The organism is Neobacillus sp. NRS-1170 (genome assembly GCF_050468025.1).
In genome coordinates, this window is the sequence record NZ_JBITPF010000024.1 from 25939 (window position 1) to 51797 (window position 25859).

At 40.1% G+C, this 25859-nt stretch carries 34 protein-coding genes; 24 read left to right on the top strand and 10 right to left on the bottom strand.

Annotated elements, in window-relative coordinates:
* Positions 1-2: 2 nt before the first annotated feature.
* The 4 genes from ACIFOT_RS09870 to ACIFOT_RS09885 all read left to right on the top strand — a co-directional run bounded on the left by ACIFOT_RS09870 (position 3) and on the right by ACIFOT_RS09885 (position 2745).
* Positions 3-1076, top strand: a complete 1074-nt coding sequence (locus ACIFOT_RS09870; protein ID WP_430064221.1) for a sulfate/molybdate ABC transporter ATP-binding protein — start codon at positions 3-5, stop codon at positions 1074-1076.
* Positions 1077-1153: 77 nt separating this feature from the next.
* Entirely contained in the window at positions 1154-1699 is a 546-nt protein-coding gene (locus ACIFOT_RS09875; RefSeq protein WP_430064223.1) for an HD domain-containing protein, read from the top strand.
* 2 nt (positions 1700-1701) lie between these two features.
* Positions 1702-2205 (top strand): N-acetyltransferase family protein, encoded by a 504-nt coding sequence (locus ACIFOT_RS09880; RefSeq protein WP_430064225.1) that lies wholly within the window; start codon positions 1702-1704, stop codon positions 2203-2205.
* Between the two features lie 84 nt (positions 2206-2289).
* Positions 2290-2745 (top strand): DUF2269 family protein, encoded by a 456-nt coding sequence (locus ACIFOT_RS09885; protein ID WP_430064226.1) that lies wholly within the window; start codon positions 2290-2292, stop codon positions 2743-2745.
* A gap of 17 nt (positions 2746-2762) precedes the next feature.
* On the opposite strand, the gene ACIFOT_RS09890 is transcribed toward ACIFOT_RS09885, so the two are convergent.
* Positions 2763-3560, bottom strand: a complete 798-nt coding sequence (locus ACIFOT_RS09890; RefSeq protein WP_430064228.1) for an alpha/beta hydrolase — start codon at positions 3558-3560, stop codon at positions 2763-2765.
* Positions 3561-3671: 111 nt separating this feature from the next.
* Between ACIFOT_RS09890 and ACIFOT_RS09895 the strand changes: the two genes are divergently transcribed.
* Positions 3672-4646, top strand: coding sequence for a hypothetical protein (locus tag ACIFOT_RS09895; RefSeq protein ID WP_430064230.1), 975 nt, complete (start codon positions 3672-3674; stop codon positions 4644-4646).
* Between the two features lie 48 nt (positions 4647-4694).
* Positions 4695-5084 (top strand): VOC family protein, encoded by a 390-nt coding sequence (locus ACIFOT_RS09900; protein ID WP_430064232.1) that lies wholly within the window; start codon positions 4695-4697, stop codon positions 5082-5084.
* A 49-nt stretch (positions 5085-5133) separates the two neighbouring features.
* Here ACIFOT_RS09900 and ACIFOT_RS09905 read toward each other — a convergent pair whose 3' ends face one another.
* A complete protein-coding gene (locus ACIFOT_RS09905; RefSeq protein ID WP_430064234.1) occupies positions 5134-5649 on the bottom strand; it encodes a YbaK/EbsC family protein in 516 nt (171 codons plus the stop codon).
* Between the two features lie 130 nt (positions 5650-5779).
* On the opposite strand from ACIFOT_RS09905, the gene ACIFOT_RS09910 reads away from it, so the two are divergent.
* The 3 genes from ACIFOT_RS09910 to ACIFOT_RS09920 all read left to right on the top strand — a co-directional run bounded on the left by ACIFOT_RS09910 (position 5780) and on the right by ACIFOT_RS09920 (position 8642).
* Positions 5780-6529 (top strand): SAM-dependent methyltransferase, encoded by a 750-nt coding sequence (locus ACIFOT_RS09910; protein ID WP_430064236.1) that lies wholly within the window; start codon positions 5780-5782, stop codon positions 6527-6529.
* 167 nt (positions 6530-6696) lie between these two features.
* On the top strand, positions 6697-7119 hold the full coding sequence (locus ACIFOT_RS09915; protein WP_430064238.1) for a Gp49 family protein: 423 nt from the start codon (positions 6697-6699) through the stop codon (positions 7117-7119).
* Between the two features lie 275 nt (positions 7120-7394).
* Positions 7395-8642, top strand: coding sequence for an MFS transporter (locus ACIFOT_RS09920; RefSeq protein WP_430064240.1), 1248 nt, complete (start codon positions 7395-7397; stop codon positions 8640-8642).
* A gap of 48 nt (positions 8643-8690) precedes the next feature.
* Here ACIFOT_RS09920 and ACIFOT_RS09925 read toward each other — a convergent pair whose 3' ends face one another.
* Positions 8691-9215, bottom strand: a complete 525-nt coding sequence (locus ACIFOT_RS09925) for a DinB family protein (protein WP_430064242.1) — start codon at positions 9213-9215, stop codon at positions 8691-8693.
* A gap of 103 nt (positions 9216-9318) precedes the next feature.
* Entirely contained in the window at positions 9319-10827 is a 1509-nt protein-coding gene (locus tag ACIFOT_RS09930; RefSeq protein ID WP_430064244.1) for an ATP-binding protein, read from the bottom strand.
* 144 nt (positions 10828-10971) lie between these two features.
* On the opposite strand from ACIFOT_RS09930, the gene ACIFOT_RS09935 reads away from it, so the two are divergent.
* From ACIFOT_RS09935 to ACIFOT_RS09960, 6 genes are all read left to right on the top strand, one after another.
* Complete coding sequence (locus ACIFOT_RS09935; RefSeq protein WP_430064246.1) at positions 10972-11271, top strand: phospholipase; 300 nt, start codon at positions 10972-10974, stop codon at positions 11269-11271.
* Between the two features lie 93 nt (positions 11272-11364).
* A complete protein-coding gene (locus ACIFOT_RS09940; RefSeq protein WP_430064247.1) occupies positions 11365-11649 on the top strand; it encodes a hypothetical protein in 285 nt (94 codons plus the stop codon).
* A gap of 74 nt (positions 11650-11723) precedes the next feature.
* Complete coding sequence (locus ACIFOT_RS09945; protein ID WP_430064249.1) at positions 11724-11954, top strand: hypothetical protein; 231 nt, start codon at positions 11724-11726, stop codon at positions 11952-11954.
* Positions 11955-11973: 19 nt separating this feature from the next.
* Positions 11974-12735, top strand: a complete 762-nt coding sequence (locus tag ACIFOT_RS09950) for an SDR family oxidoreductase (protein WP_430064250.1) — start codon at positions 11974-11976, stop codon at positions 12733-12735.
* Between the two features lie 200 nt (positions 12736-12935).
* Entirely contained in the window at positions 12936-13919 is a 984-nt protein-coding gene (locus ACIFOT_RS09955) for a quinone oxidoreductase family protein (protein ID WP_430064252.1), read from the top strand.
* 492 nt (positions 13920-14411) lie between these two features.
* Positions 14412-14822: a VWA-like domain-containing protein gene (locus ACIFOT_RS09960; protein WP_289987789.1), complete on the top strand. Its 411-nt coding sequence runs from the start codon at positions 14412-14414 to the stop codon at positions 14820-14822.
* Positions 14823-14861: 39 nt separating this feature from the next.
* Here ACIFOT_RS09960 and ACIFOT_RS09965 read toward each other — a convergent pair whose 3' ends face one another.
* The gene (locus tag ACIFOT_RS09965; RefSeq protein WP_430064254.1) at positions 14862-15041 is read right to left on the bottom strand and encodes a hypothetical protein; all 180 of its coding nucleotides are present in this window, start codon (positions 15039-15041) and stop codon (positions 14862-14864) included.
* A gap of 167 nt (positions 15042-15208) precedes the next feature.
* Between ACIFOT_RS09965 and ACIFOT_RS09970 the strand changes: the two genes are divergently transcribed.
* The 3 genes from ACIFOT_RS09970 to ACIFOT_RS09980 are packed head-to-tail and all read left to right on the top strand — an operon-like array spanning position 15209 to position 16328.
* Complete coding sequence (locus ACIFOT_RS09970; RefSeq protein ID WP_430064256.1) at positions 15209-15724, top strand: GrpB family protein; 516 nt, start codon at positions 15209-15211, stop codon at positions 15722-15724.
* A 6-nt stretch (positions 15725-15730) separates the two neighbouring features.
* Positions 15731-15988 (top strand): hypothetical protein, encoded by a 258-nt coding sequence (locus ACIFOT_RS09975; RefSeq protein WP_430064258.1) that lies wholly within the window; start codon positions 15731-15733, stop codon positions 15986-15988.
* Between the two features lie 37 nt (positions 15989-16025).
* A complete protein-coding gene (locus tag ACIFOT_RS09980; RefSeq protein WP_430064358.1) occupies positions 16026-16328 on the top strand; it encodes a DUF2085 domain-containing protein in 303 nt (100 codons plus the stop codon).
* 21 nt (positions 16329-16349) lie between these two features.
* Here ACIFOT_RS09980 and ACIFOT_RS09985 read toward each other — a convergent pair whose 3' ends face one another.
* The 4 genes from ACIFOT_RS09985 to ACIFOT_RS10000 form a co-directional block, all read right to left on the bottom strand.
* Positions 16350-16487 (bottom strand): hypothetical protein, encoded by a 138-nt coding sequence (locus ACIFOT_RS09985; RefSeq protein ID WP_430064260.1) that lies wholly within the window; start codon positions 16485-16487, stop codon positions 16350-16352.
* A 181-nt stretch (positions 16488-16668) separates the two neighbouring features.
* Positions 16669-17295 carry an arylformamidase gene (gene kynB / locus ACIFOT_RS09990; RefSeq protein WP_430064262.1) on the bottom strand — a complete coding sequence of 209 codons (627 nt, stop codon included), beginning with the start codon at positions 17293-17295 and terminating at the stop codon, positions 16669-16671.
* 41 nt (positions 17296-17336) lie between these two features.
* Positions 17337-18194, bottom strand: a complete 858-nt coding sequence (kynA, locus tag ACIFOT_RS09995; protein WP_430064264.1) for a tryptophan 2,3-dioxygenase — start codon at positions 18192-18194, stop codon at positions 17337-17339.
* 24 nt (positions 18195-18218) lie between these two features.
* Entirely contained in the window at positions 18219-19625 is a 1407-nt protein-coding gene (locus ACIFOT_RS10000) for an amino acid permease (protein WP_430064266.1), read from the bottom strand.
* Positions 19626-19978: 353 nt separating this feature from the next.
* Here ACIFOT_RS10000 and ACIFOT_RS10005 point away from each other — a divergent pair, with 353 nt between their 5' ends.
* Positions 19979-20590: a TetR/AcrR family transcriptional regulator gene (locus ACIFOT_RS10005; RefSeq protein WP_430064360.1), complete on the top strand. Its 612-nt coding sequence runs from the start codon at positions 19979-19981 to the stop codon at positions 20588-20590.
* A 198-nt stretch (positions 20591-20788) separates the two neighbouring features.
* The gene (locus tag ACIFOT_RS10010) at positions 20789-21415 is read left to right on the top strand and encodes a Crp/Fnr family transcriptional regulator (RefSeq protein ID WP_430064268.1); all 627 of its coding nucleotides are present in this window, start codon (positions 20789-20791) and stop codon (positions 21413-21415) included.
* Positions 21416-21422: 7 nt separating this feature from the next.
* On the opposite strand, the gene ACIFOT_RS10015 is transcribed toward ACIFOT_RS10010, so the two are convergent.
* A complete protein-coding gene (locus tag ACIFOT_RS10015; protein ID WP_430064270.1) occupies positions 21423-22046 on the bottom strand; it encodes a Crp/Fnr family transcriptional regulator in 624 nt (207 codons plus the stop codon).
* A gap of 220 nt (positions 22047-22266) precedes the next feature.
* Between ACIFOT_RS10015 and ACIFOT_RS10020 the strand changes: the two genes are divergently transcribed.
* From ACIFOT_RS10020 to ACIFOT_RS10035, 4 genes are read left to right on the top strand one after another with little or no spacing between them, the layout of a single operon-like run.
* Positions 22267-23748, top strand: coding sequence for a 4-hydroxyphenylacetate 3-hydroxylase family protein (locus ACIFOT_RS10020; RefSeq protein WP_430064272.1), 1482 nt, complete (start codon positions 22267-22269; stop codon positions 23746-23748).
* Positions 23745-24302 (top strand): NADPH-dependent FMN reductase, encoded by a 558-nt coding sequence (locus ACIFOT_RS10025; RefSeq protein ID WP_430064273.1) that lies wholly within the window; start codon positions 23745-23747, stop codon positions 24300-24302. The genes ACIFOT_RS10020 and ACIFOT_RS10025 overlap by 4 nt, the downstream gene beginning before the upstream one ends.
* Positions 24303-24317: 15 nt before the next feature.
* Positions 24318-24860, top strand: coding sequence for a 3-hydroxyanthranilate 3,4-dioxygenase (locus ACIFOT_RS10030; protein ID WP_430064274.1), 543 nt, complete (start codon positions 24318-24320; stop codon positions 24858-24860).
* On the top strand, positions 24851-25855 hold the full coding sequence (locus ACIFOT_RS10035) for an amidohydrolase family protein (protein ID WP_430064361.1): 1005 nt from the start codon (positions 24851-24853) through the stop codon (positions 25853-25855). The genes ACIFOT_RS10030 and ACIFOT_RS10035 overlap by 10 nt, the downstream gene beginning before the upstream one ends.
* Positions 25856-25859: the final 4 nt, after the last annotated feature.

The window sequence follows — 25859 nt, forward strand, 5'->3', positions numbered from 1 at the left end:
AAATGAGCATTCAAATTCAAAACATCTCAAAGTCATTTGGCACCTTTAACGCCCTTGAAAATGTTAATATCGATATTCAAACAGGAGAACTCGTTGCCCTTCTTGGCCCGTCCGGCTCGGGAAAAACTTCCTTGCTAAGGATTATTGCTGGTTTAGAAACGGCAAATCAGGGAGCCATTCTTTTCGGGAATGAAGATATGACCCACATCCATACTAAGGAGCGTAAAGTCGGCTTTGTGTTCCAGCATTATGCCTTATTCCGCCATATGACCGTTTTTGATAATATTGCCTATGGGTTAAAGGTGCGTCCTAGAAAAATGAGACCCTCCAAACAAGAAATAAAAGACAAGGTCTATGAATTACTGAAACTAGTAAAGCTCGAGGCTTATGCCGACCGCTATCCATCCAATTTGTCTGGCGGGCAGCGGCAGCGGGTCGCACTTGCAAGAGCCTTGGCTGTTGAACCTAAGGTCCTTTTATTAGATGAGCCATTTGGTGCCTTGGATGCAAAGGTTAGGAAAGATCTTCGCAGGTGGCTTCGAAAGCTGCATGATGATTACCAGATTACTAGTATTTTTGTGACGCATGATCAAGAGGAGGCACTTGATGTTGCAGATCGGATTGTTGTTATGAATGAAGGAAAAATTGAGCAGATTGGTACACCAGAAGAAGTCTATGAAAATCCAAATAGTCCATTTGTTTATCATTTCTTAGGTAATGTTAATTTATTTAAGGGGCGTTTGCATAATGGGAAACTGCGCCATGGGAATTTTGAGGTCGACGCACCGCCTGAATTTGCGGAATCGATGAATACAGATGCAGTTGGCTATGTCCGGCCCTATGATATCAGCATTGAACTAGAAAAAAGCCTTGATTCAGTTGCTGCAAAAATCAGCTATATCCATTTGGTTGGAGCGGTGGTCCAGCTTGAACTTATCCGAAAAGATAATGGTGATTTTTTAGAAGCGGAATTAACAAAAGAACACTATCGAAGCCTCAATCTAAAAACTGGGGAAGATGTGTACGTAAAACCAAAACAGTTGAAGGTTTTTATACCGGACGATTTTTCAATTTAAAAACAAGCAGATTGCTGCTTGTTTTTTCCATTTCTCCACTCAACCTTGTAAAATAAAAGGTAAGGGAGGTCATTTATATGGACGTAATTGATAAAGCACTTCGAGTTGCTAGTATAGCACACCAAAACCAATGCAGGAAAAATACCGATATACCTTATATCGCCCACCCTGCCGCAGTCGGGATGCTGGTATTGAAGGCGGGGTACAGCGATGACGTCGTCGCTGCGGCGATCCTGCACGATACTGTTGAAGATACAGAACTTACATTAGAAGATATTGTGCGGGAATTTGGAGCGAAAATTGCTGAAATTGTGGCAGGCTGCTCCGAACCAGATAAATCACTGTCTTGGAAAGCTAGGAAGGAACATACGATAGAATTTTTAAAGACCGCTTCTGTAGGAATTCGTGCAGTAGCCTGTGCCGATAAACTCCACAATATACGCTCCATTTTAAGTGATTATGAACAGGTTGGCGACAAGGTGTGGGACAGGTTTAATGCAGGAAGGGATCAGCAAAAGTGGTATTATACGAATATCGTAGAAAGCCTGGGCAGCCACTCAACTTTTCCTCTGTTAGAGGACTTAAAAAAAGAAGTGGATCGATTATTTCGCAAGGGGGATTAAGGGTGGAAATTAGATTGCTAACTTCAGCTGATGCTGAAAAGTATTGGGGTTTAAGGTTAGAAGCATTAAAACAAAATCCAGAGGCCTTTTTAACAAGCTATGAAGATGCGATAAAGAGAGAAAACCCGATCGAACAGACAGCCCGTAACTTTAGTCAGCCAGGGAACTATACGTTTGGCGCGTTTGAAAATGGGGAGCTGATTGGAGTCGTCACATTACTGCAAGAACAAGCAGAAAAAATCAAGCACCGTGCCAATATCTATGCCATGTATGTAACACAGTCAAAACGCGGCACTGGCATCGGTGAGGCACTGATGACCGAGGCTATAAAGAAAGCAAAATCAGTCGAAGCAATTGAAAAAATAAACTTATCTGTTATGGCCAGTAATGAAAAGGCAAAAAAGCTCTATATAAAATTAGGATTTAAAGAGTATGGATATGAGGAAAAGGCCATGAAAATAAATGGCATATATTATGCTGATGAACATATGGTATTGCATTTATAAATCATGAAAATGTAAAAAAGGCGATTCATGAGGAGAGAAATTATGTGTTAAAATGGCCTTGTAGAGATTGGAGGTCGTCTAAAAATGATTACATTCTACAAAGTCATTGTTTTTATTCATATTTTTTCGGCTATCATCGGGATGGGGCCTGGTTTTATTTTAACGACAGTTGTCAAATCTGGAAATACCATGACCGAATTACGGCATTCCTATAGAATCCGTCACAAGTTACATATTTATGTGATGATTGGCGGTACGCTTTTGCTGGTGACAGGTTTGATTATGGGCTTCCTCAATCCAAGCCTGTTTCGGATGGGATGGTATGTCATAAGTCTTATTCTATTTTTAGTGGCTCTTGCGTCTGGACCGCTCCTGCTGTCACCAAGGTCCAAACCGGTAAAAGCCCTATTAGAATCCCATAAGGGTGATGATATCCCTGAGGAATATTGGCGCTTATCCAAAGCCCTTTTCCGAACTGAAAACGTGGCAAATGTTATTTTTATCATTATCATTATCCTTATGATATTAAAACCATTTTAATCAAACAGGTATGGCGATTAATCCGCCATACCTGTTTTTTTGAGGTCTGAATATAGATAGGAAATCATGCCGGGAATTCTTTTTCTAAAAAATTCATAGCGGTGTTCCGCACCTTCAATAACCTCAAAATGTAAGTTTTCCACTTTACTTTTCAAAATATCATAAACACCGTTCGTAAGCCCAAGGAACAGCTGGTTCATTTCCTCGTCTTCGCCGACTTCCTTTGTGCCAAAGTCGATGTAAAATCTTTCGATGGATGAGAGGTCGGAGCTCCTTAAAAGTTTCTCGATTTCTTCCTGGTTACGGTAAAAACCTGGAGAAATAGCGGCGATTCTTTTAAAGATATGAGGATACTTGCAGGCAGCATATGTAGAAATATGACCGCCTAAAGAAATGCCTGCCATCGAAGTATGGTCCGTAACCGTTCTGTATTTCTTATCGATGAGCGGTTTCAGTTCATGGAGGATGAAGTCCAGATATTCTTCGCCTCTGCCCCCTGAAGAGCTGGCGTACCCTAAAACTTTCTTACTTGTTTCACCGTTCACCCATGGACAATATTCATTTATCCGCTCCTCGCCCTCAGGGTTCAAGTCAATCGCAACGACAATAATGTCAAGACCAGTTTGTTCCAAGTGGTCCTTCATTCCTAACGATATCCCTCGTATAGCCCCTTCGTCTTCAAAAACATTTTGTCCGTCGTGCATATACAATACAGGATAGCGTCGTTCATATTCGTTATAGCTTTCCGGCAGATAGACTCTTATCATTCTTTCTTGTTTAAAGGAAGACATATAAACAGGGAAATTTTCCAGCACAATCGTTCACCTCTATTAGTTAGTCTAGTAATCTAAATTTACCATAATTTTTTAAGATTTTTACAAATTTTAGCTCATCATCTAAAATAAGGATAAAGGGGGAGTGGTAATTTGGTATTAGGAATTTTAGCAGCAGGACTCTTGGTAACCGCAGGAATCATTACGATGGTACTAAAAGGCAGGCCAAAATTAGCAAAAGAAAATATTCCTGCCCGTCTCGGTGCCCTTAATCATGTACCCATCCAGCCGTTGCTTGAAAAATTTAACGCCGCTATAGATGATGATTATATCCAGCAAGTTAAACAGCGGTTCCTTCAGGAGAATCCGAAACGAACAGAAGATGAATTTGAATGGCGGCTGTTCGAGTTAAAACGGTATTTTATACTGACGAATCTCTTAAAACAAACGCCTATGTTTAGTGAAGAGGTCGATGAAATCTGGCATGTTATGCTGCTTTTTACACAAAAGTATCAATCGTTTTCAGGGAAATTTATGGGGAAAATGCTTCACCACACGCCTAACACAAGCCCCAAACCTGCACCAAAGGAACGTGCCTTTTTTGATTGGGTCTTCTCACAGTTGTTTCAAATTACGGAATATAGCTGGAAATCGTGGGGGAGTTTTTTCAAACATCCGATGGACACCGCGGTTTTAAAGGACTTTAGACAAGGCAGTAATCTATGGCTTCAAGAAAAATATTTTAATATAAATGAAGATAATAAAGATTTGGTTGATTATTTGATTGCTCAAATGAAAGAGCAATTGAATGAATCTGAAAAAATCTATCAGGAAGATAAGAAAGGGACATTCACAAGGCAGCGGACATTTGGGGAAATGACTTCATTGTCCCTTATGATGGTCTTTTTCTCCTATTATTATTTTGATGATTATTGGAAGTATACGAAAGCTTATGCCTATGCGAATGCAGCAATTACCACGAGCGGATGCACTACCGCCATGTTTTGTGGAACAGGTTCCTCTACGGACGGTTCAGGTGACAGCGGTGGCAGCCACCATGGCGGCGGGGATCACGGCGGTTCAAGCTGCTCTAGTTGTTCAAGCTGCGGCGGAGGATGCTCATCTTAGGCCAGGATATGATAAAATTACCTTTATAACCTTTTAGGAGATGGTTTCATGATCAAATATAAAAGCCTCCATCACGTCAGTCTTTCGGTGACAGATTTAGAACGAGCAAAAGCTTTTTACGGAAAAATTTTATGTTTGAAAGAAATTGAGCGCCCTGATTTTGACTTTCCAGGTGCTTGGTATGAAATAGAGGGGAAGCAGCTTCACCTAATTGTGCATCCGTCCTCACAGACAATTCGAAAAGATAAAAGCCTATCAAGTAGAGAAGGTCACTTCGCGCTAAGGGTGGAAAACTATCATGAAACGCGAAATTGGTTAAGAAAAAATGAGATTGAGATTCTAGAAAAGCCCAATAGCAAAAGCGGATTCGCACAAATCTTCTGCGCGGACCCTGATGGGAATTTAATTGAATTAAATGTAGATCAAAAGGAATTGTAATACAAAAAAACAAGCAGTTGTTCGATCTAACAACTGCTTGTTTTTTCAGCTAAGCCTCATTATTTAATGCTACTGTTTCCTTCAATTCTTCTTCTTCCCAGCCCTTGCAAACATCAACCCAATTCTTGGCAAGTGAATATTGAAACATTTCATCATTCGTCAACTCGATTGCAGAGTTGGAGCTCCCGCAAGCTGGAAATAGGGTTTCGAACCTTTTCATGGAGGCATCTAAGTAAACATCGAGTTCATTTTTTAAGCCAAATGGACAAACTCCGCCGATAGCATGTCCAGTTTGATCGAGGACCTCTTCGGGAGTAAGCATGCGCGCTTTGAAGCCGAAGGTTTGGCGAAATTTCTTGTTATCGATTTTGGCATCTCCGGCGGCCACGACCAAAATTGCTTGATCGTTTTCTCCGCGAAAGGACAAAGTTTTCGCAATTCGGGCAGGAATTACGCCAATTGCTTCGGCTGCCAGTTCTACAGTAGCACTTGAGGTTTCAAACTCCATCATATCTTGTTCACGATTCCATTGTTTAAAATGCGCTTTTACACTTTCAAATGACAACGTATTTCATCCTTCCTCTAATGGTGTTATGGAAAATCATAACACAAATTAAAAAAAAAGGAAAAAGCTGGCTTATAAAATGGAAAGTGTAGTATTAAAATAGAATTATTGAAATAAGGGGGTCGTGAAAATGGACAGGAACAAATTTTCAGCGATTGCTCATCGGGATCATGCCTTTTATAACCCGATGAGTGAAGAAAAGATTAAGAAAATGCTAGGCATGGCCTCGCTTAAACCACAGGATAAGGTAATTGATATTGGTGCTGGCCGCTGTGAGCTGCTGATTCGACTAGTGGAAAATTACCAGGTTTCTGGTACAGCTGTTGAGTTGTACGCTGGGGCAATTGAGGAAGCAAAAAGACGTGCAAGCAGCAGGATTCCTGAGGGAAGCATTGAGTTTATTGTAGATGATGCTGGTGCTGCAGTCGAAAAATGTGAATCCGGGAGCTATGATTTAGGAATTTGTATTGGATCGACACACGCTTTAGGCGGGCTGGAGTCTACTTTGGAGACAATGAAGCGTCTCGTCCGCAAAAATGGGTTCCTTTTAATAGGGGAAGGTTACTGGAAACAGACTCCGAGTGCAGAGTATTTGGCGGCACTTGGCGGAGCGGAGGAATCTGAACTCAGGAGCCATGCAGAGAATGTGAAAGCTGGCGAGGAATTAGGCTTAGTTCCGTTATGGTCGTATGTTGCCAGCGAAGAGGATTGGGACGAATATGAATGGCTCTATTCCATGTCGATTGAGAATTATTGTCTAGAGAATCCGGAAGATCCAGACTATGATGCGATGCTGGAGCGAATCCGTGCCTGGCGCCGCACCTATTTAACGTGGGGCAGGGATACGTTGGGATTTGGACTGTATTTGTTTCGGAACTGATCCCTGTTTTTCCGACTGCAATCACAATTAGCTTTTAACTTATTATTAAAAGTCTGACAAATTTGGACACTATCGCTGCCACTCTCTTTCATTTTAAAACTCACAGCTTGACTAGGCCCCGAATAAACTATGAGAAAGCGGAATTATGCATAATGGAGGGGAACAACTTGAAGGTTTTTCAAGTAAAGGGGATACCAGGGAATAAAGTAGAGCTATTGGAAATGACACCAGATGGAAAAGTGAAGGTTCGAAATTTAATCAGTAACGATATCATTGAAACAACGCAGCAGGCTTTTGATATGGCATTTGAGCCATCAGATTATGCCTTCTTTGCGGTAAAGGACCAGCAAATTACTCAGAAAGCAACAAAGACAGAAATTGACGCGATGATTGAAAAGTCACAAATTGAAATAACCCAGCTCTTTGGAAAGTGCACCATCGTGGCTGTCCTGCTGCCAAATGGTTTTGTCATGACGGAATCCTGTGTCTCACCCGATAAAGAGTTAAATAAGCAGTATTGTTTAGAGCGTATCAAAAATAAAATCTTGGAATTGGAAGCTTACAAATTTAAAAGCTTAACAACTGAATAACGCCCTTTTCCAAAAAACTACAATATTACTCTTGATTCTTTGAATAGAATCAAGTAGTATAAAACATACGATATAACGAAAGGGTGACCAAAAAGCCAATGATCTACTAAACCTATTTTTAGAAAAAAATTTCGTATAAAACGGATATATTTTTTCTGGATAGGTTTAGTGCGGGCTTTTATAGGCATTAGGGGAGTACAAGTAATGAACGGAGTATTCTGCCCTGTTGCCTCAAAATGCCTCCTATCCAGATTGATGGATAAGGAGGTTTTTTTATGACGGAAACAACTAACCAGGGACTATCAATGGGGGCATTATTCCGTAATCAAGTCATTCGCACCATTTTGCTTTCTACTTTCTTTTTGCAAATTGGTATTTGGGTGCGCAACTATTCGATTTTATTATTTGTAATTGAGCAGACAAATGAGGACCCAGTGGCGGTCTCACTTATATCAGTTGCTGAATTCGCACCAATCTTTCTCTTTTCCTTTATCGGGGGCACTTTTGCTGACAGGTGGCGCCCAAAACGGACAATGGTTTGGTGCGATTTGCTCAGCGCCCTTTCTATTTTTGTAGTATTATTAACACTCGTCTTAGGAAGCTGGAAGGCTATTTTCTTTGCAACACTGGTTTCGTCGATTCTTTCCCAGTTTTCCCAGCCTTCGGGAATGAAGTTGTTCAAGCTTCATGTGAAGGAAGAAATGATTCAGATGGGGATGTCCATGTATCAAACGCTGTTTGCGGTGTTTATGATCCTAGGACCAATTATTGGAACGTTTGTTTTCCAGCATTACGGCATTAACGCAGCGATTGCAATCATGGGTGTTGCCTTTATTCTTTCTGCTGTGATTTTAATGATGCTGCCGCCTGACCGCGAAATGGAGGAAAAGAAAGAAAAAACCACACTCGTCGAGGAAATGAAGGCAGGGTTCCGTTATGTGCTGAACAGTAAAGCACTTACGTTACTTGGAGGCTGCTTTGCGGCAGCTGGCTTGGCGCTGGGACTGACACAGCCGCTTGCGATTTTCCTCATTACCGAAAAACTAGGTTTGCCAAAAGAGCAGCTGCAATGGCTGATGGCTGCATTCGGCGCAGGAATGATTTTAGGAGGAGGCCTAACGATGGGGCTCGCGAAAAAAACTCCTCCGCAAATTCTGCTTGCAATTGGTATGACCGTGAGTGCCCTGGGATTTTTTGTGATGGGCCTATCAGAGCAGTTATGGATCACGCTGACAGCACAATTCATTAGCGGTTTGTTTATGCCATGTATTCACATTGGTATTAATACAATGATTTTGAAAAATACCGATGAAGCCTTTATTGGACGCGTCAACGGAATATTGAATCCGATGTTTATGGGGACAATGGTCATCACCATGACTATGAGCGGCTGGTTGAAGAAGAGCTTATCACTTGTCGCGATGTATGAAGGTTCGGCCTTACTCTTTTTCATTGGTGTTTTATTCCTCGTGCCACTGTTCAAAGGCTCTTCGGCTTTAATGAAAAAAGGGGAAGAAGTTTAATGAATACAAAAAAACAGCTATGCACTTTGTGTAGCTGTTTTTTTGAGTTTAATCCTCAAGGTGCTCTAAATAGTTCAAGAGTTGAAAAATTTGCCCTCGGTGATGGGCTTCATGTTCAATTAGATGATATACAACCCACTCTGGGGTTACATCGTAGTTTGGCAAAACTCTTGGCTTTCTCCAATCCTCCATATTCATTGTCCGGAAATGAGTAAGGAAGATTTCACGTATGGAATCTAGTCGATCGAAATGAGCTTCAATGGTTTCACCTTGAAAATGTGCTAATTCTCCGGAAGAATTCCGGTGTTCTAACGGAAACATAGCTTGTACATCAGACGGCCATCCTGAACAAAGGACTTCTTCATATAACCAATCTGCTTCAATTAGCGCAATATGGTAAAGCAGGCTTCCGATTGAATGTCTTCCTTCAAGCCTTCTATCAATCAATTCCTGACTCAGTCCAGCTAATCGTTCTTTAATAGTGCGCCGGACATCTTCTAAAGACCAGAGCCAACGACCGATTTCTGGTTCATAGCCCGGTAATGGCATCATCAAAAAAGACCTTCTTTTCATCCTATCACTCTCCCATCGTTCAATATTATTCTCTTAAAAAAATTCTATTCCTCCAATTTGTGAGAAAGAATATTAAAAAAATCGCAGGGAGATCCTACGATTTTTATTCAAATGAAAGAGGAAGGGTAATTTCTACCTCTGTTCTATCATTTGGCATGCTTTTGATAGAGATATCTCCGCCATAGGAATCGATTATCCGTTTGCATACGGTTAAACCTAATCCTGAGCCATCTTTCTTCAGCGTGTAAAAAGGATTAAAGGCCTGCGAAATTTGATCCTTCTGCATTCCTACCCCGTTATCCGCTACGGTTATTTTACAATTGTCGGCTTCTTTTTCTAGTTGAATGGTAAGTTTGCCGCCGCCGGGCATCGCATGGATAGAGTTTTTCGTTAGATTGAGTATAACCTGTTTTAAATGATCTTTTACGCAGGAAACAGGCAGATCTTCTTCAGCGTATTGGATGTTCAATTCCACATTCATAAAATTGGTCTCGGAATGAATAATCGGGACTATTTCTGCGATAATGTCATTGGCATTGTAAGTTCTTAGTGTATAAGCTGTCGGCTTGCCAAGCACCAGTAATTCACTTACGATGGCATTAATCCGATCAATTTCCGTTTGAATGACATTGAAATATCGCTGTGCCTTTTCATCCCCATTTTCCTCACTTAAGAGCTTCACTAATCCCTTAATGCCAGTAAGAGGATTTCTTATTTCATGGGCCGTGCTGGCAGCGAGATTGCCGATTAATTCCAGCTTTTGAATCTCCGTCTGTGCTTTTTCCTTTTTCAATCTTTGATGTAAAAGGACGTATTTTGCCAATAAAAATAAGATATTCGTAATGGTTAAGATCACGGCAAGGCTAATAAAAAAGGTCTTCCAAAAAATGAGTTCATTATCAGAAGCGACGAAGGCAGAAATCGTCCATGGTACCTGTGATACATTCATGCTGGATTTAACCGAATCTTGCTTAATGATGGAACCGGCCTTTATTAATTGTTTTCCGTTTCCATCGTAGACGATAATCATTTCATCTTTTAATAAATTTTGAATCGCTGTCTCTATTTCATCGATTCGTAAGCTGGCAAGTAGAACACCTTGAATTTCTCCATGTTCCACAATTGGGGAGGCGATTGAAATGATATACCTGCCGGTTACACGGCCATAATGTGGCTCTGATATAGTGGTTTTCTCTGATTGAATCGCTTCCTGAAAATAAGGACGGTCACTTACGTTAACTGTAGAATTGATTTTGTTCGTGCTAATTAACAGGTCCCCGTTTGTACTTGCCCAGTAGAAACCAGAAAAACGTGGATCTTTCCCCATCGTTTCCCGCAGTATTTTTTCTACACCATTAAGATTATTATTTTGGACCCTGATCGAGGTAGCCAGCATTTCTAGTCTTCCGACCGTTTCACCTAGAAAATGCTCAATAGTCATGGCATGAAAATTGGCATACTCCTGAGCTTTCCCTTTATATTCTAGTTCTGCCACACTTACCTGATGCTGCGCCAAATAAGAACTAATCGCTAGGGAAGGCACTAACGTTAGCAGAATATATATGAGCCATTTATTTTTAAAAAGTAAAGTTAAAAACTGAAGGGAAGCCAAAAGGAATCTACTCCTCAATATATACTATTATCTTTATTATATAACTTTCTACTAATGCTTGTCTTGAAACTGGGGATTTGCCAATACATTTTTATCAGACAATCATATTTTAATATAAAGTAATTGGTATGGAGGTGGTAAGTTTTGCAAAACAGAAGCCGAAGTGGTCTTTTTTCCTTCTGCATTTTTCCAGGATACCGTTGGTGCGGACCTGGCTGTAGCGGTCCAGGAGCCCCGATTAATGATGTGGATGAATGCTGCCAAAAACATGACCAATGTCTAGATAAAGGAATATCACCTTGTCAATGTGATGAAGAATTCATGGATTGCCTTCATAATAAAAGAAATAGAGAAACCGATAAAGGACGAAAAGCAGCACTGATGTATGATTTTATGAAAGTGAGGTCCGCGTTTACTTGCGGAGGCAGGAAAAGGTTTTTATGATTTTCCTAATTGTGGTAAGATGGCAGGATAGTTAAGCCTATCTGTTGAATATAATTACTTGAAAGGAACCATTTTTAAAGTTGGGGGTAATATATGTTTATTTTTTGGCCTTTCACCATAATTTCACTTATCCTCGCCATTTTTGCCATAATGTTAAATAAGAGAAAAATTCTTTATATTTCCTCCATTCTTATCTTACCCATGTCCCTTTATCTTGCTGCTACTCCACGTTTCGAAGTATGGGGTTTAATTTTTCCCTTATTATATGTTGGGGCAGGGATATCCCTGAAAAAGAAGACTCGCTGGCCTGCCCTTTTGTTAGTGGTCCCGAATTATCTATTCTTCGTATGGCTGGGATATATTGTGATTAATCAGTAACAGCGATACAACTTATGTATCGTATTTTCTTGTTCATATATTTTAGAGAGTTATAAGTGAGGGGGGTATTAGGGATGGAAAAAAAACACGAGACACAACCCAGTGAAGCATTTAAAGAGATTGATGATGATAAATTGTATACACCAATCGAGGATCTGCAAAAGATAACTGCTGGGGGTGTTTACAAAAGAAACAGCTTTAAATTAAGTTCTTTGCCTAAAGGGATTCGCTACATTGGGTATTTCATGATGGGTTTTTGTATCCTTACTTTTGTAATAGCCATAGTTCTAAATTTATTTTATTAAAATGAGAAGAGGGGGATTAATGAATTTAGCAGGCAATACAATATTAATCACAGGTGGTGCCTCTGGAATTGGACTAGCTTTTACAGAACGATTTATCAAAGCGGGAAGCAAGGTCATTGTTTGTGGGAGAAGGGAAGAAAAGCTGAAGGAAGCGAAAGAAAAATTCCCTGAAATAGAGACTCGTGTATGTGATGTAACAAATGAATCAGAGCGGTTGGCGTTATTTGAATGGGTAACAAGTCATTATCCAGAATTGAATGTCCTTGTGAATAATGCGGGTATTCAACAGCGCTTCAATATTCTTAAGGCGAACCCGATAGAGGATTGGAACTACTACAATAATGAAATAACCGCTAACCTGGAAGCGCCGATACATCTAGCAATGCTATTTGCGCCGTATCTTGCTAACAGAGAAAATGGAACTATTATTAATGTAACGTCAGGTCTGGCTTTCACACCAATGGCGATTGCCCCGATTTATTCGGCTACGAAGGCCGCACTGCATTCCTTTACTGTAAGTTTAAGATTGCAGCTTTCGGATACTTCGATTAAGGTGATTGAAGTGGCTCCTCCTGCGGTAAATACGGATTTAGGCGGTGTGGGATTACATACTTTCGGGGCTAATTTGGATGAATTCGCAGACGCAATTTTTAAAGGACTGAAGGAAGGTAAACTTGAAATTGGTTTTGCCAGATCAGAGAAAGCATTGCGGATGTCGAGAGATGAAATCGATGAAGCAGTAATCGGAATTTATGAAAATACGAAGAATTCAATCAAATAGAGGCTGAAAAAAGGGGCTCGCACATAAATGTGCAGCCTTTTTTGCATTTTTAGGGTCATTTTTTGGATGAGAAATTATTTTATTTGCGAAATCCAATTTTCCCACGCATCTCAGTATGGTGGTTGATCCTTAAGAAGGAATTATCCCTGCAAAAATGGAATAGGTAGAAACAGAAACTTGATTGAACGGGGGATTCCAAAATGAAAGCAATTATTGTAACTGAGTTTGGCAACACAGATGTGATGAAATACACCGATGTTGAATTGCCGAAATTCGGTACTAAACAGGTTTTAATTCGCGTAGTAAAAACGAGTGTTAACTTTGCTGATATAAAGTCACGGTACGGGAAAAAGGGAGGAACCTTTCCGTTTATTCCCGGCATTGATGCTGCAGGTGTAATAGAGGCAGTTGGAGAAGACGTTCAGCATTTAAAAGTTGGACAGCGTGTGATTGCGTTTCCGTCCAATGGTTCCTATGCAGAGTACATTGTGGCTGATGAAAATTTGACCTTTGCAATACCTGAAAGTATCGGATTTGATTTAGCTGCTGCTAGTCCAATCGTTACTTTTCTTTCCTATATTTTGCTCGCAAATCTAGCAAAATTGGAACAAGGAGAAACGGTTCTCATCCATGCCGCTGCGGGCGGGGTAGGGACGACCGCCATACAATTAGCAAAAATTTTAGGGGCAGGAAAAGTGATTGGGACAGTTGAAAGTGAAAATAAAATAAATGTGGCGCTAGAGGCTGGTGCTGATTATGTCGCTAACTACGAAAAGGAAGATTTCTCAGTAAGAGTGAATGAACTAACTGAAGGAAAAGGGGCAAATATTATTTTAGACTCTGTTGCAGGGAAAATAACTGAAAAAAGTTTAGCGTGCCTTGCACCCTATGGACGTTTAGTTCAGATAGGTAATTCCAGCGGTGAAGCAGGGGATTTTAAAACAAGCGATCTGCATGCTAGCTGCAGGTCTGTTCTAGGGTTCAGCTTAGGTACGACAAGAAAACTGCGCCCTCATTTATTGCAGCCCGTTGCGGAAAAGGTATTTCCAATGATAGCTAATGGCAGCTTAAAAATAAATATCGGCCACCACTTTCCATTGGCGGAAGCCGCAAAGGCACATGATTTAGTAGAAAACCGGATGAGTACAGGCAAAGTCTTGCTGGATATCGAAGGAATGAATTAATCGCCCTTTTCGATTCGCCGATAAATTAGTTAAAAACTGAGTTGCTGCGGCAGCTCTTTTTTACATTTTGAAATATGATTTGGAGAATATACTTAATAAAACATTTCTCAAACTGAAACAGGGTGAGTTAATTGATTGGAACCATCTTCCTATTATTGGGAGTTATTTGTATCTGGATTTCATTACGTTTCCTGATATCTGAATTAAAAAATGCCGCTACTAAAAAGGAAAAATGGAGTGCCTTTTTCGATTTATTATTGGACCCATTTGTCGGATTAACGTCATTATTCTATTTGTGTCTCCTAGCTACTTTATTTGGGTTACTAAAGTTGTTGAACTTTATATAAGATTAGAATGCACATTTTTAAGTTAAAAATTACGAATGGGTAAAAGAACAGCTAAAAAATAGTACCGCAATTATCCAATCATAAGCCCTTCCTTTTTAGCCAAAAATAATATGGCTCGCTCATTCAAATAAAGGGGGAAATGGCGTTGAAATGGCACAAATCAATACTTTCAATGATTCAGCAGCGTCAAGACAAAAAGGTAGCCTTAGCCGTGGATACTTCCACCAACGAGGCTCCAGCCATCCTTATTAATAACATAGTGAAACTGTTTGAACAGCTAAAGCCAGATACGATATTGGTTCAAGCGGATTTTAAAATTCGAAGCATTACTCCCGTAAAAAGTGATACGATCAAATATCATACACATGGGAAATCTTCCTATACATTAGTGCTTGAGTGGGCAAAAGAAGAGAATGTAGATACACTGTTTTATATTACGGACGTAACCGGATTTTTTTCTGAAGAGATGGAGAAGGTCGATTTTGAATTATTTTGGCTGGTACCGGGTGCATTTTTACCAAGAGTTCCATTCGGGAAAGCAATTAAAGTTGCATAAAAAGAAAAAAATCCCTCACAATTTTGTGGGGGATTAATTTTAATGTCTTATGTAAAAAATAACAAGAGAAATCAGGCCCGCACCAACCATAGTTAACAGCAATTGAATCGGCTTTGATAATTTATATCCTTTTTCTATTAAATACTCCTTTGCTTTTTCCTCTATCGTAATTATCGCAACAATCCCAATAAACCCCAAAGCTATATAAAACCAGGTCATGCTCAGACACCATCCCTAGGACTAATGTTACTTATTAGACGAAAATTATTCCTGTTTAGTTTCCAAATTATGTACTTTTTTAAAAAGTAAGTAAAAAATACCCATTCATAAAAAACAGCACTTATAATGTTATAGAGAGGTGAAAATAGGTCCTTGGAGGGAATAGAATGAAAGTAAGACTTTCCGAATTTAATGAAAGTTGGGCGATAATGTTCCAAAAGGAGGCACAATTTCTCAAAACCATTTTTGGGGATGAAATAATCGGATTCGAACATTTTGGCAGTACATCTGTTCAGGGATTAAAGGCAAAACCTGTTATCGACATGATGTGTATCGTAAGAGACATTGAAAAGGTGGATTCATACAACGACAAAATGAACGAACTTGGATATGATGTTGTAGGGGAATGGGGTATTCCAGGCAGAAGATTATTTCGAAAGGGCGGAGAAAACAGAACCCATCATATTCATTTTTATCAATTCGATAATCCGCAAATTGAGCGTCATTTAATTTTTCGGGATTATCTTCGAGCCCATCCAGAGGAAGCAGCAAGGTACAGCCGCTTTAAGGAAATGTTAGCAGAGCGATATGAAAATACAAGTGATTATAGCCCAGCCAAAAAATCATTTGTGAAGGAAATGGAACAGCATGCTCTTGCTTGGTATGCACAAAACAAAAGGTGATTTTCGATGTTTTTTCTATTATTAACTATGATGATCATCTCTTTTGTCGTTGGAACTGTGCTAATTATAAAAACTAAATTAGTCTTTGGTTTAATTGCTATAGGTATTGGGATATTGCTGCTTCTTTTTATCCTGATTTATTATGGGAAAAATAAATACCGCAAAAAGAAAGGGGATTGCATCTCTTACCTTGATTGTATTCCTGATTGCGATCCTGATTGTGATTGGGGGCCAGACTGTGATTGCGGACCGGATTGTCATTAATATGGAGAGATTATTAAGGTTTGTTCCTTGTCATCGGATGAAGTCCAGGAGTCTTACGATAAAAGGATATACACTCCCATTATGCGCAAGGTGTACGGGAATTCTATTGGGATATTTATTTTTTCCATTATTCATGATATTCAGTTTACATGTGCCGTTATGGCTGGGGCTGCTAATAAATATCCCAATGATAGTGGATGGCTGGACGCAGAAAAGGAAATATCGACTGAGTAATAATGCGTTGAGATTCACAACTGGGTTGATGAGTGGTTTGGGGCAAAGCATCATTATTGTTAGTGTGAGTGAATCCATTATTAGAGCTTTACTTCATATGGAGTAAGGCTATTTGTTAGGAAGAAAATTATACAGCGATAACTTTACCTAATCGCTGAATTTCTTCATAAATCTCCTCACGAATTTTTGTATCACTGCAATCATAGTAATCTTTCAAAAGCCTTCCAAGTTCTTCAATAATCTTAAGATAATCAAAGCTGTTCATGGCTTCACCCCTTAAAAGAATGACCTATTGTTGTAATAAGTATCTCCGACTAAAGTTAGATATCAATGATAAAAAAGATTAAAAAATGATGAGAAATTAGTAAAAATGGACCATATCAAATATTTTGAAAAACAGAATAAAAAATGACGTATGCTTATGGCACACGTCATTCTCGTTTATACTAATCAATTTTTCGTAAAATCGCACGGACTGGACTTCCATCCGCCTCCACTAATGGAAGGGGAAGAGCGGCCAATTCAAAATTACCAGGCGTCACTTCGTCCAGTACAAGCCCTTCCAAAATATGAATATTAAAACGGGTAAGCTCATGGTGGGCAGACAGTTCCTTGCTGTCGATTTGATCCACAGACGGCAAATCAAGGCCAATCAGACGAACGCCAAGCTCTGAAAGATAAGAAGCCAATTCGGGTTCAATCGGGGGAATCGACTCAGGAAAAACACTTCGATCCTTCCAGGCATCCGTCCGAATTAACAAGCGTGTTACCCCTTTAAGATTCATATCGGCAAGGTCCTTTACACCAATGCTGTTCGTTTCCTGTAAATGAATGACCCTTGCCTCGCCCATATATAAATCAAGATCCAAATCGATTACTTTTTTTCCGTCGTTATCAAAATGGAAAGGAGCGTCAATATGGGTACCGGTATGAGCACTCATCGTAATCTGTCCTACATTGACAGAACCACTTTCTTCTTTACTCCAACTGACTTTGTAGTTGAAGGGGGTATCTCCTGGCCAGACAACGATATTGTTGTCAAGGCGCTGCGAAACATCGATCCATTTACTCATTCTTACAGCCTCCAACACTCAGATTCAACATCTTCATTATCCTACAACTTAGTTCGAAGACTCAATAGCTCCGGGAAGAATTGCTGGTCAAGAACTCGTTTTAAATACGTAACACCAGAAGAGCCGCCAGTACCCATTTTATGGCCAATAATTCTTTCGACCGTTGTCATATGATTAAAGCGCCATAATTGCTGCTGATTGCCAATGTCGACCAGCTTCTCAGCCAGTTCATACAAATCCCAGTATTGATCAGTATTCCGGTAAACATGGAGCCACGCTTCTTCCACGCTGGCATTTGGTTCATAGTTTTGCGACCAGTCGCGGTTCAAGGCTTTTTCATCAACTGATAAACCATGTGCCACAAGCGCTGAAATCGCAGCATCATAAATACTTGGTGCATGAAGTGATTCCACTAGACGGGCATATAACTCCGGCTGATGCTGATAGACTGCAAGTGTATGGGCATTTTTGTTTCCGAGCGCAAATTCTATCAAACGGTTTTGATAGGATTGGAATCCAGAGGAATGTCCCAATTTATCCCGAAATTGCATATATTCAGCCGGTGTCAAAGTGGATAGGACACTCCATGATTGAATCAACTGCTGCTGTATTCTGGAAACACGTGACAGCATTTTAAAAGATGGTTCCAAATCATTACGTTTGATACACTCAATCGCCGCATTCATCTCATGTAGAATAAGCTTCATCCATAATTCGCTTGTTTGATGGATAATAATAAACAGCATTTCATCGTGATGATCAGAAAGCCGATGCTGGCTTGATAAAATTTGCTCAAGGTGAAGATAATCACCGTAAGACATTTCTTTTTTAAAATCTAATTGAATTTCCTTTTCGAGATTCGATGTCTTGTGTTCTTGTAGATTATCCAGGTTGCTCATAACATTCCCTCACATTCCATTAATCTATTTAATTTGTTCTTCCAAAGAATCCTGCTGTGATAGATTATTCATGTTTCTTTTATGAAAAAAGAAATATGCCACACATAAAAAGACTAACCAAGGTATTCCAAACTGCAGTAAAATTTTAAAATCGGTAAACCATGTGGTAATCATTAAACTTACAAGAAGTACTGCTCCTAAAATGGTCAAATAAGGGAAGCCCATCATTTTTACCGGAAGCTTTCGCCCGCCTGATTTTTCCCACATTCTTCTGAAAAATAAATGAGAAACAAAGACCATTAACCATGTAAATAAGGCACCGAACATCGAAATCCCCATCATGAAGGCATAGGATGTGCCGGGGAATAACGCGCTTACCACTGCTGCAACAATAATCCCAAGAGTGGAAACGGCGAGCGCTGCCCCCGGAACACCTTTTTTGTTTAATTTGCCTAAGAACGCAGGGGCAAAATTACTGCGGGATAAGGAAAACACCATCCGTGTTGAAGCATACAATTGGCTGTTCATGGCGGATAATGCGGCCGTTAAAATAATAAAATTCATAATCCCAGAGGCTCCAGGGATATTCAAAATTTCCATTACTTTAACAAACGGGCTTTTATCAACTCCAGCTGCTTTCCAAGGTACAATCATTAACATGATTGCAAGTGTTAATACATAGAAGGTAGATAAACGGAAAACCGTTGCTTTCAAGGCTTTCGGAACGGCTACATCAGGATCCTTTGCTTCCCCGGCCGTTACGGCAATCAATTCAGTCCCTAAGAAGCTGAATAGGGAAATAAAGATAGCAATCCATACTCCATTCCAGCCAAACGGGAGAAATCCTCCGTCATTGACAAAATTCTCTGCACCCATTTTTGGATGATCAGATGTTCCAAATAAAACATAGGCTCCAAGAATGATAAATCCGACAATAGCACTAATTTTAATCATCGAGAACCAATACTCAAAGGTTGCAAAGGTATTGACGCTTGTAGCGTTTACGTAAATTAACACAGCTCCAAATAGTAATATCCAGACCATTCCTGGCACTGTCGGGAACCAGTATTTCATATAAACAGCGATGGCACTTACTTCTACCCCAACAGCCAGTACATTCGCAATCCAATATGAGTAGCGCACAAGAAAGCCTGCCATCGGATGAATATATTTTTCTGCAATAACGCCGAAGGATCCTGAGGCCGGGTGTGCAACCGTCATTTCAGACAAACATCCCATAAGAAGAAGGACAATAAAGGCACCAACCGCATAGCTGATTAAAACACCTGGTCCTGCTGTTTGAATGGCGAGCCCGCTGCCGAGGAAGAGCCCCGTTCCGATGGCGCAGCCCATCGCAATCATCGTGAGCTGGCCTGTTTTTAATTCCCTCTTTAAACCTTTTTCTGGTCCATTTGTATTCATATTCGTCATACTTTCCCACCTTCCCTTGTTTTATCTTCAATTTTCATTCATACTGCTTTTAATCATAATGGAATTTTGAGAGTTTAGCTGTTTTTTTTTTAATTGATAGAGTTTCACTTCTTTGGAACCGCTTACAAATGATTTTCGACAAAGGATGCCATTAGGGGAAAAATCTATCTTGATCAAAACCCTCCTTTTTCCATAATTCAAAGTGAATCATAACAAGGAAAATGACATGATGTCAATAATATATATCAGAAAATTATAAATGTTATATCATTACGAGTTCTTTTTTTTGTAAAAACTTTTATTTTCAGGGGAATCCTTATATGCTGTAAATAGAAACAGGAGGAATGGGTATGATGGATGAAAAAGTGATGGATAAACGGCATTTGCGTTCAATCAAAACACGGGTAAAGTTATTAGATGCAGCTAAAGAGGTATTTCTTGAAGAAGGCTTTCATAAGGCAACCATTTCTCAGATGATCAAAAAGGCCAATATTGGGTACGGAACGGCATATGTTCATTTTGAAGGGAAGGAAGAAATATTAGTTGTTTTGATGGAGAATGTCATGGAGAAGTTCTATGAAATTGCAGAGGTTTCCTTTTTGCCAAGAACCAAAAAGGAAGCTATGGAGATTATCCTAAAGCAAGCAACTGCATTTTTGAAAATGGCAGAAACAGAACGGAACATGATGCAGGTGTTCGAGCAGGCGATTGGCATTTCGACCGCCATCTCAATCAAATGGAAGGCGATTCGGGAAAAGTTTATTCAGCGAATTTCAGAGGATATTGCCTATGCTCAAGAAAACGGGCTGGCTAGACCAGAGTTAAATCATAAGCTCGCAGCCAGGGGATGGTTTTTTACAAATGAGATGTACCTATGGGAAATTGTCCGGAACGAACATCACGATACTGTAGAAGAAGTTGCGAAAACAATCACGGCTATTTATACTAGGGGACTTTATTTATAAAAAAGGTTAGCTAAGGCGTTTTCATTGCTCTTAAAATGATAAATAAGAGCCTCAACGGTAAATGAAAAGCCGTTTTATTGCCCGAAAAGCCAAAAAGGAAGCTGCCACGGTAAATGAAAGTGCGTTTCATTGCCCGTAAAGCAAAATAGAGTACTCATACGGTAAATGAAAATTTGGTTCAGAAAAAAGTCTATAAAAATGGACGGTGATCTAATGCAGGAGCTTCGCTATAAGTGGGAACCATTTTTAAAATATGGCCAGCGGTTTGAGGTAGAAAAAAATAAGGTCATCTATCGCCAAGGGCATAGTGGAAGAGGATTTTATTATCTCAGCATCGGCGAAATAAATATCACCCTTCTGTCGGAAAAAGGGAATGAACGGATAATAAATGTTGTGCCGCCAGGCATGCTGTTTGGAGAACATGGTGTTCACCAGGAACCTTATTTAACAAGTGCCACCGCAGCCTGCCCCTCAGTTATCTATTTCTTTTCTGATGAGGCAGCTGCAGCTATTTACGCAGAACATCCGGAGGCCTCTGTGATTTATACTGAGTCACTAATCTACAAATTTAGAACTTTAGCAGAAATCCTTTCGCTCATTGAAAGTCCAGTGGAACAACAAATGGCTTATTATTTGTTAAAATTGTCAGAGGAAAATGGTAGCGCTTCCATGAATCAAACCTCTTTTGCCAAGTATATTGGTACATCCCGTATTACCCTCAATAGGGTGATTCAAAAGTGGAAGCAGGAAAACTATATCACCCTACAAAATCGTCAAATTGTGATTAAAGATATGGAAAAAATAAAAGCGATTGCAAACCAATAATAAAAATCTATTTAACCAGGTTTCTTAAGAAATCTGGTTTTTTTATATAGTATTTTCGTTTCATAATCTCGATGATGCCATCCTCTTGCCATTGTTTTAACACCTTGTATACTGTGATTCTTGTTAATCCTGTGCAACCGGCAATGTCCTGCTGTGAAATAGCGATCTCGTAATTTTTAAATTCATAGCAAATATTGTGTAAAAGAAGGGCGATTTTTTGTTCAGATGTAAGCGTATCCAAATTAATGCGATCTAATAAAATTTTCATTTTGTGAATAACCGTACGCGAAAAAAGTGGAACTAGCTTAGGGTGCTCTTTAAGGAGTGTTTTAAATGTTTCACAAGGAAAGTGATAAACGACGGAATCCTTTACGGCGATGGCGGTTGTAAAATGCTGCCTTTGATCCAGCGACTGGACGCCTAGGAGCTGATTCGGAATCACAATGTTTAAGATTCGCTCCTTGCCTGATGCATTTACACTGACAATCCTCACTAACCCCTTCTTAAGAAAATAAAACCCATCCCCACAGGTCCCTTGACTGTAGATGGCTTCCTTTCTCTTAAAGAACTGCCTCGTTCCAAACTGTAAATAGCTGTCCCAATCAAAAACATGTTCATACAGTGTGGCCATAGCGTTACCTCCAAAAATATTTTTGGATGCCCTACTCAGATGTCTTCTGTTTTTCACTTTTATCATAGTTGAAATCAAAGGGATTATCCATTGATTAGATTCATTATTTAGATAATTAAAAATATAAAATCGAAAAATATGTTAAATAGGCTACACTTTCATTTTGTGGAAGCGGTTACAATTCAGTTGTAAATTTCCGTAAATCAAGGAGGCCCAAACGATGGGAATTAGAACAGGTAATCAATATATTGAATCCGTAAAATCCAGAAAACCTGATGTGTGGCTGCATGGCAAAAAAGTGACCAATTTATTTGATGAACCAGTTTTTAAACAGCCAATTCTGGAAATTGCCAAGTTATATGACCTGCAGCATAACCCAGAGTACCAAGATAGAATTACCCATATATGCGAAGAAACTGGCGAGAGAGTCAACAACGCTTTTTTAGTGCCAAAAAGCTATGAAGATTTAATGAAACGCCGAGAAGTTTTTGAAGTGTTTGCCAAGGCAACCTTTGGGCTAATGGGCAGAACACCGGACTTTTTAAATGTTGTTGTAACGTCGATGTACTATAATTCTTGGTTTTTTGAAAAATACAATCAAAATTGGGCTGAAAACATCCGCAATTATTATAAGTATCTTCGTGATCATGACTTATTTTTAACTCATGCGATTATCAATCCGCAAAATGACAGAAGTAAGACTTCACACGAACAAAAGGATACTTATACCCACCTTGGTGCCGTAAAGGAAACTCCTGATGGTTTAGTCGTAAGAGGAGCGAAAATGCTGGCTACGCTTGCTCCGATTACAGATGAAGTCATCATTTACTCATTCCCTGGCTTTAAACCGGGTGATGAAAAGTATGCTCTTGCTTTTGCGATTCCAATTGAAACACCGGGGTTAAAAATTATTTGCCGGGAACCAATGCAGGATGGAACTCGTTCCCTCTTTGATCATCCGTTAGCGTCAAGATTTGAGGAAATGGATGCCCTGCTCGTTTTTGAAGATGTTGTCGTTCCTTGGGACCGAGTCTTCCTCTATAACAATGTTGAAGCAGCGAATAAGCTGTACCCAATGACTGGAGCAGGCCAGCAGCCGGCACACCAGTCCGGTGTTAGAGGACTGGTTAAGCTGCAATTTGCCACTGAAGTAGCTATGAAGCTAGCGGATTCCATTGGAGTCGATGTCTATTTAAATGTTCAAAATGACCTCGGCGAATTAATCCAATCGGTTGAATCCATCAGAGCGTTATTACGGGTTGCCGAAGTGGAATATACGATGACAGAACACGGTGAAGCAATGCCAAGTTATATTCCGCTTGAAACCATTAGAGGACTGCTGCCGACGATGTACCCAAGGGCCATTGAAGTGATGCAGATTATAGGGGCTGGCGGGCTGTTGATGTCGCCAACCGGCGCCGATTTTGAAAGTGAGCCATTAAAGGATGCGATGGAAAATTATTATGTGGGAAGAGAAGGAGTGTCTTCCTTAGACCGTGTAAGTCTGTTCAAGCTTGCATGGGATTTATGCGGTGAAGCGTTTGGTCAGCGTCTGCTTCAATACGAGCGCTATTATACAGGAGATCCAATCCGTAAACGGGCGATTTTTTACAATAATTATAAGCGTACGCATTCGCCTGATATGGTAGATGAGGCATTGCAGGTAAGTGTATTAAATAAAGGATTGGAGAGCCAAGTATGAAATTATTAGGTATTTCAGGGACGATTATTGGGGCAAAAACAGGAATTCTCGTCAGAAGAGTATTAGAAGAAGTGAAGCAGAAGCACCCGGAAATCGAAGTGGAGTATTTAGATCTGATCGACTACGAAGTTCAATTTTGCGACGGACGAAATCCTTCCGCCTATTCCGAGGATACAAAGACAGTGATTCAAAAGGTTTCTTCCGCTGATTTTTATATTTTTGGAACACCGATTTTTCAAGGCTCCATCCCTGGACCGTTAAAAAACTTATTTGACTTAATCCATCCAAACGATTTCCGAAACAAAGTGATGGGATTTGTGGCAAATGGCGGAACCTACCAGCATTATTTGGTCATTGAAAACCAATTAAAACCGATTGCTGGTTACTTCCGTGCTTTTGTCGCACCAGGCTATGTCTATGCAAACAATGAGCATTTTAACCAGAAAAATGAAATTGTTGACCCTGATTTGCTGCGGAGAATTTCCGAATTGGCAGAAGAAGTGGTCCATATGCAAAAAGCTCTAAAAGGAAATTTCGAAATCGTAAGAGGATAGAAGGGAGAAGAGGAAATGACAAAAACTCAGTTTTTACCGATTAATCTAATGAAATTTATTGAAGAGAATAAGGATCAGCTTCAGCCTCCTGTTAATAATAAAGTGATTTGGAAGGATGCAGAATTGATGGTGATGCTTCTTGGCGGGCCAAACAAAAGACGTGATTTCCATGTTGATCCTTCGGAAGAAATCTTCTATCAAATTAAAGGCAGCTGCTACGTGGAAGTCATCAATCAGGAAGGAAAACGTGAGGTTGTTGAGGTAAAAGAGGGGGAAATGTTCCATCTCCCTGCCAATGTGCCCCATTCACCGCACAGAGTGTCAGATACGATTGGTCTAGTCATTGAACGAAACCGTGCACAAGGAGAACTGGAAGATTTCGTCTGGTTCTGTGATGAGTGCGACCATGAAATGCATCGAGTAAAGATTCAATTAACCAATATCGAAGTGCAAGTTAAAGAAGCTATTGCCGGTTTTAACGGCAGCCGTGAGCTAAGAACATGCATGAATTGCGGCAATGTAATGCCGGAAGAAGCGAGTGAATGGAAATGCGAGTAGACTTTCATACGCATATTATTCCTGAGAATTGGTCTGAGCTGACTCAGCATTTTACGGGAGAAAAATGGCCAAAGCTTGAACGAACCTGTACCTGCGGCGCCAATATTATGGTCGCTGGTAAGGTATTTCGGGAAGTCACCGATCAAGTTTGGAGTCCGGAGAAGCGGATTTATGATATGGAGCGGGAATCGGTTGATATCCAAGTACTTTCGCCGATTCCAGTAACGTTCTCCTATTGGGCACCTGCCGAAGAAGCGGAAAGATTAGCACGGATTCAAAATGATTTCATTGCTGAAACAGTCAATCAGTATCCAACTCGATTTATTGGATTAGGGGCTGTGCCAATGCAAAATGTAGATATCGCCATTCGTGAAATGGATCGCTGCGTCCACGAATTAGGGTTAAAGGGCATTGAAATTGGTACTAATGTAAACGGTGTTAATTTGGATGATCCTTCTTTCATCGAGTTTTTCGAGATGGCGGAAAGATGGGAGGTTCCCCTCTTTATTCATCCTTGGGAAACGCTAGGAAAAGAGCGGATGCCGCGTCATAATTTGATGTACACAGTGGGGATGCCGAGCGAAACAGCCCTTGCAGGCGCAAGTCTTATTTTAGGAGGGGTCATCGATAAATTCCCTAAGCTAAAAATTTGCTTCGCTCACGGCGGGGGATCCCTTCCATACCTTTTGCCAAGACTTGATCAAGGCTGGAAGGTTTGGCCGCATTTACGATTGCTCGACAAACCGCCAAGCTATTATGCGAAAAACTTTTACTTTGATTCTTTAGTCAATGATCCTATTAATCTCCGATATTTAATTGAAAATTTCGGTCATGAAAAAATTATCATGGGCTCTGATTATCCATTCTTATTAAGAGAAGTGCCGCCTGGAAAAGTGATTGATGAAACGCAGGGACTCACGCAAGAACAAACAGAAGCCATGCTCGGTAAAAATGCGCTTCGATTCTTAAATATTCCTGTAAAAGCTGGAGTGTGACATG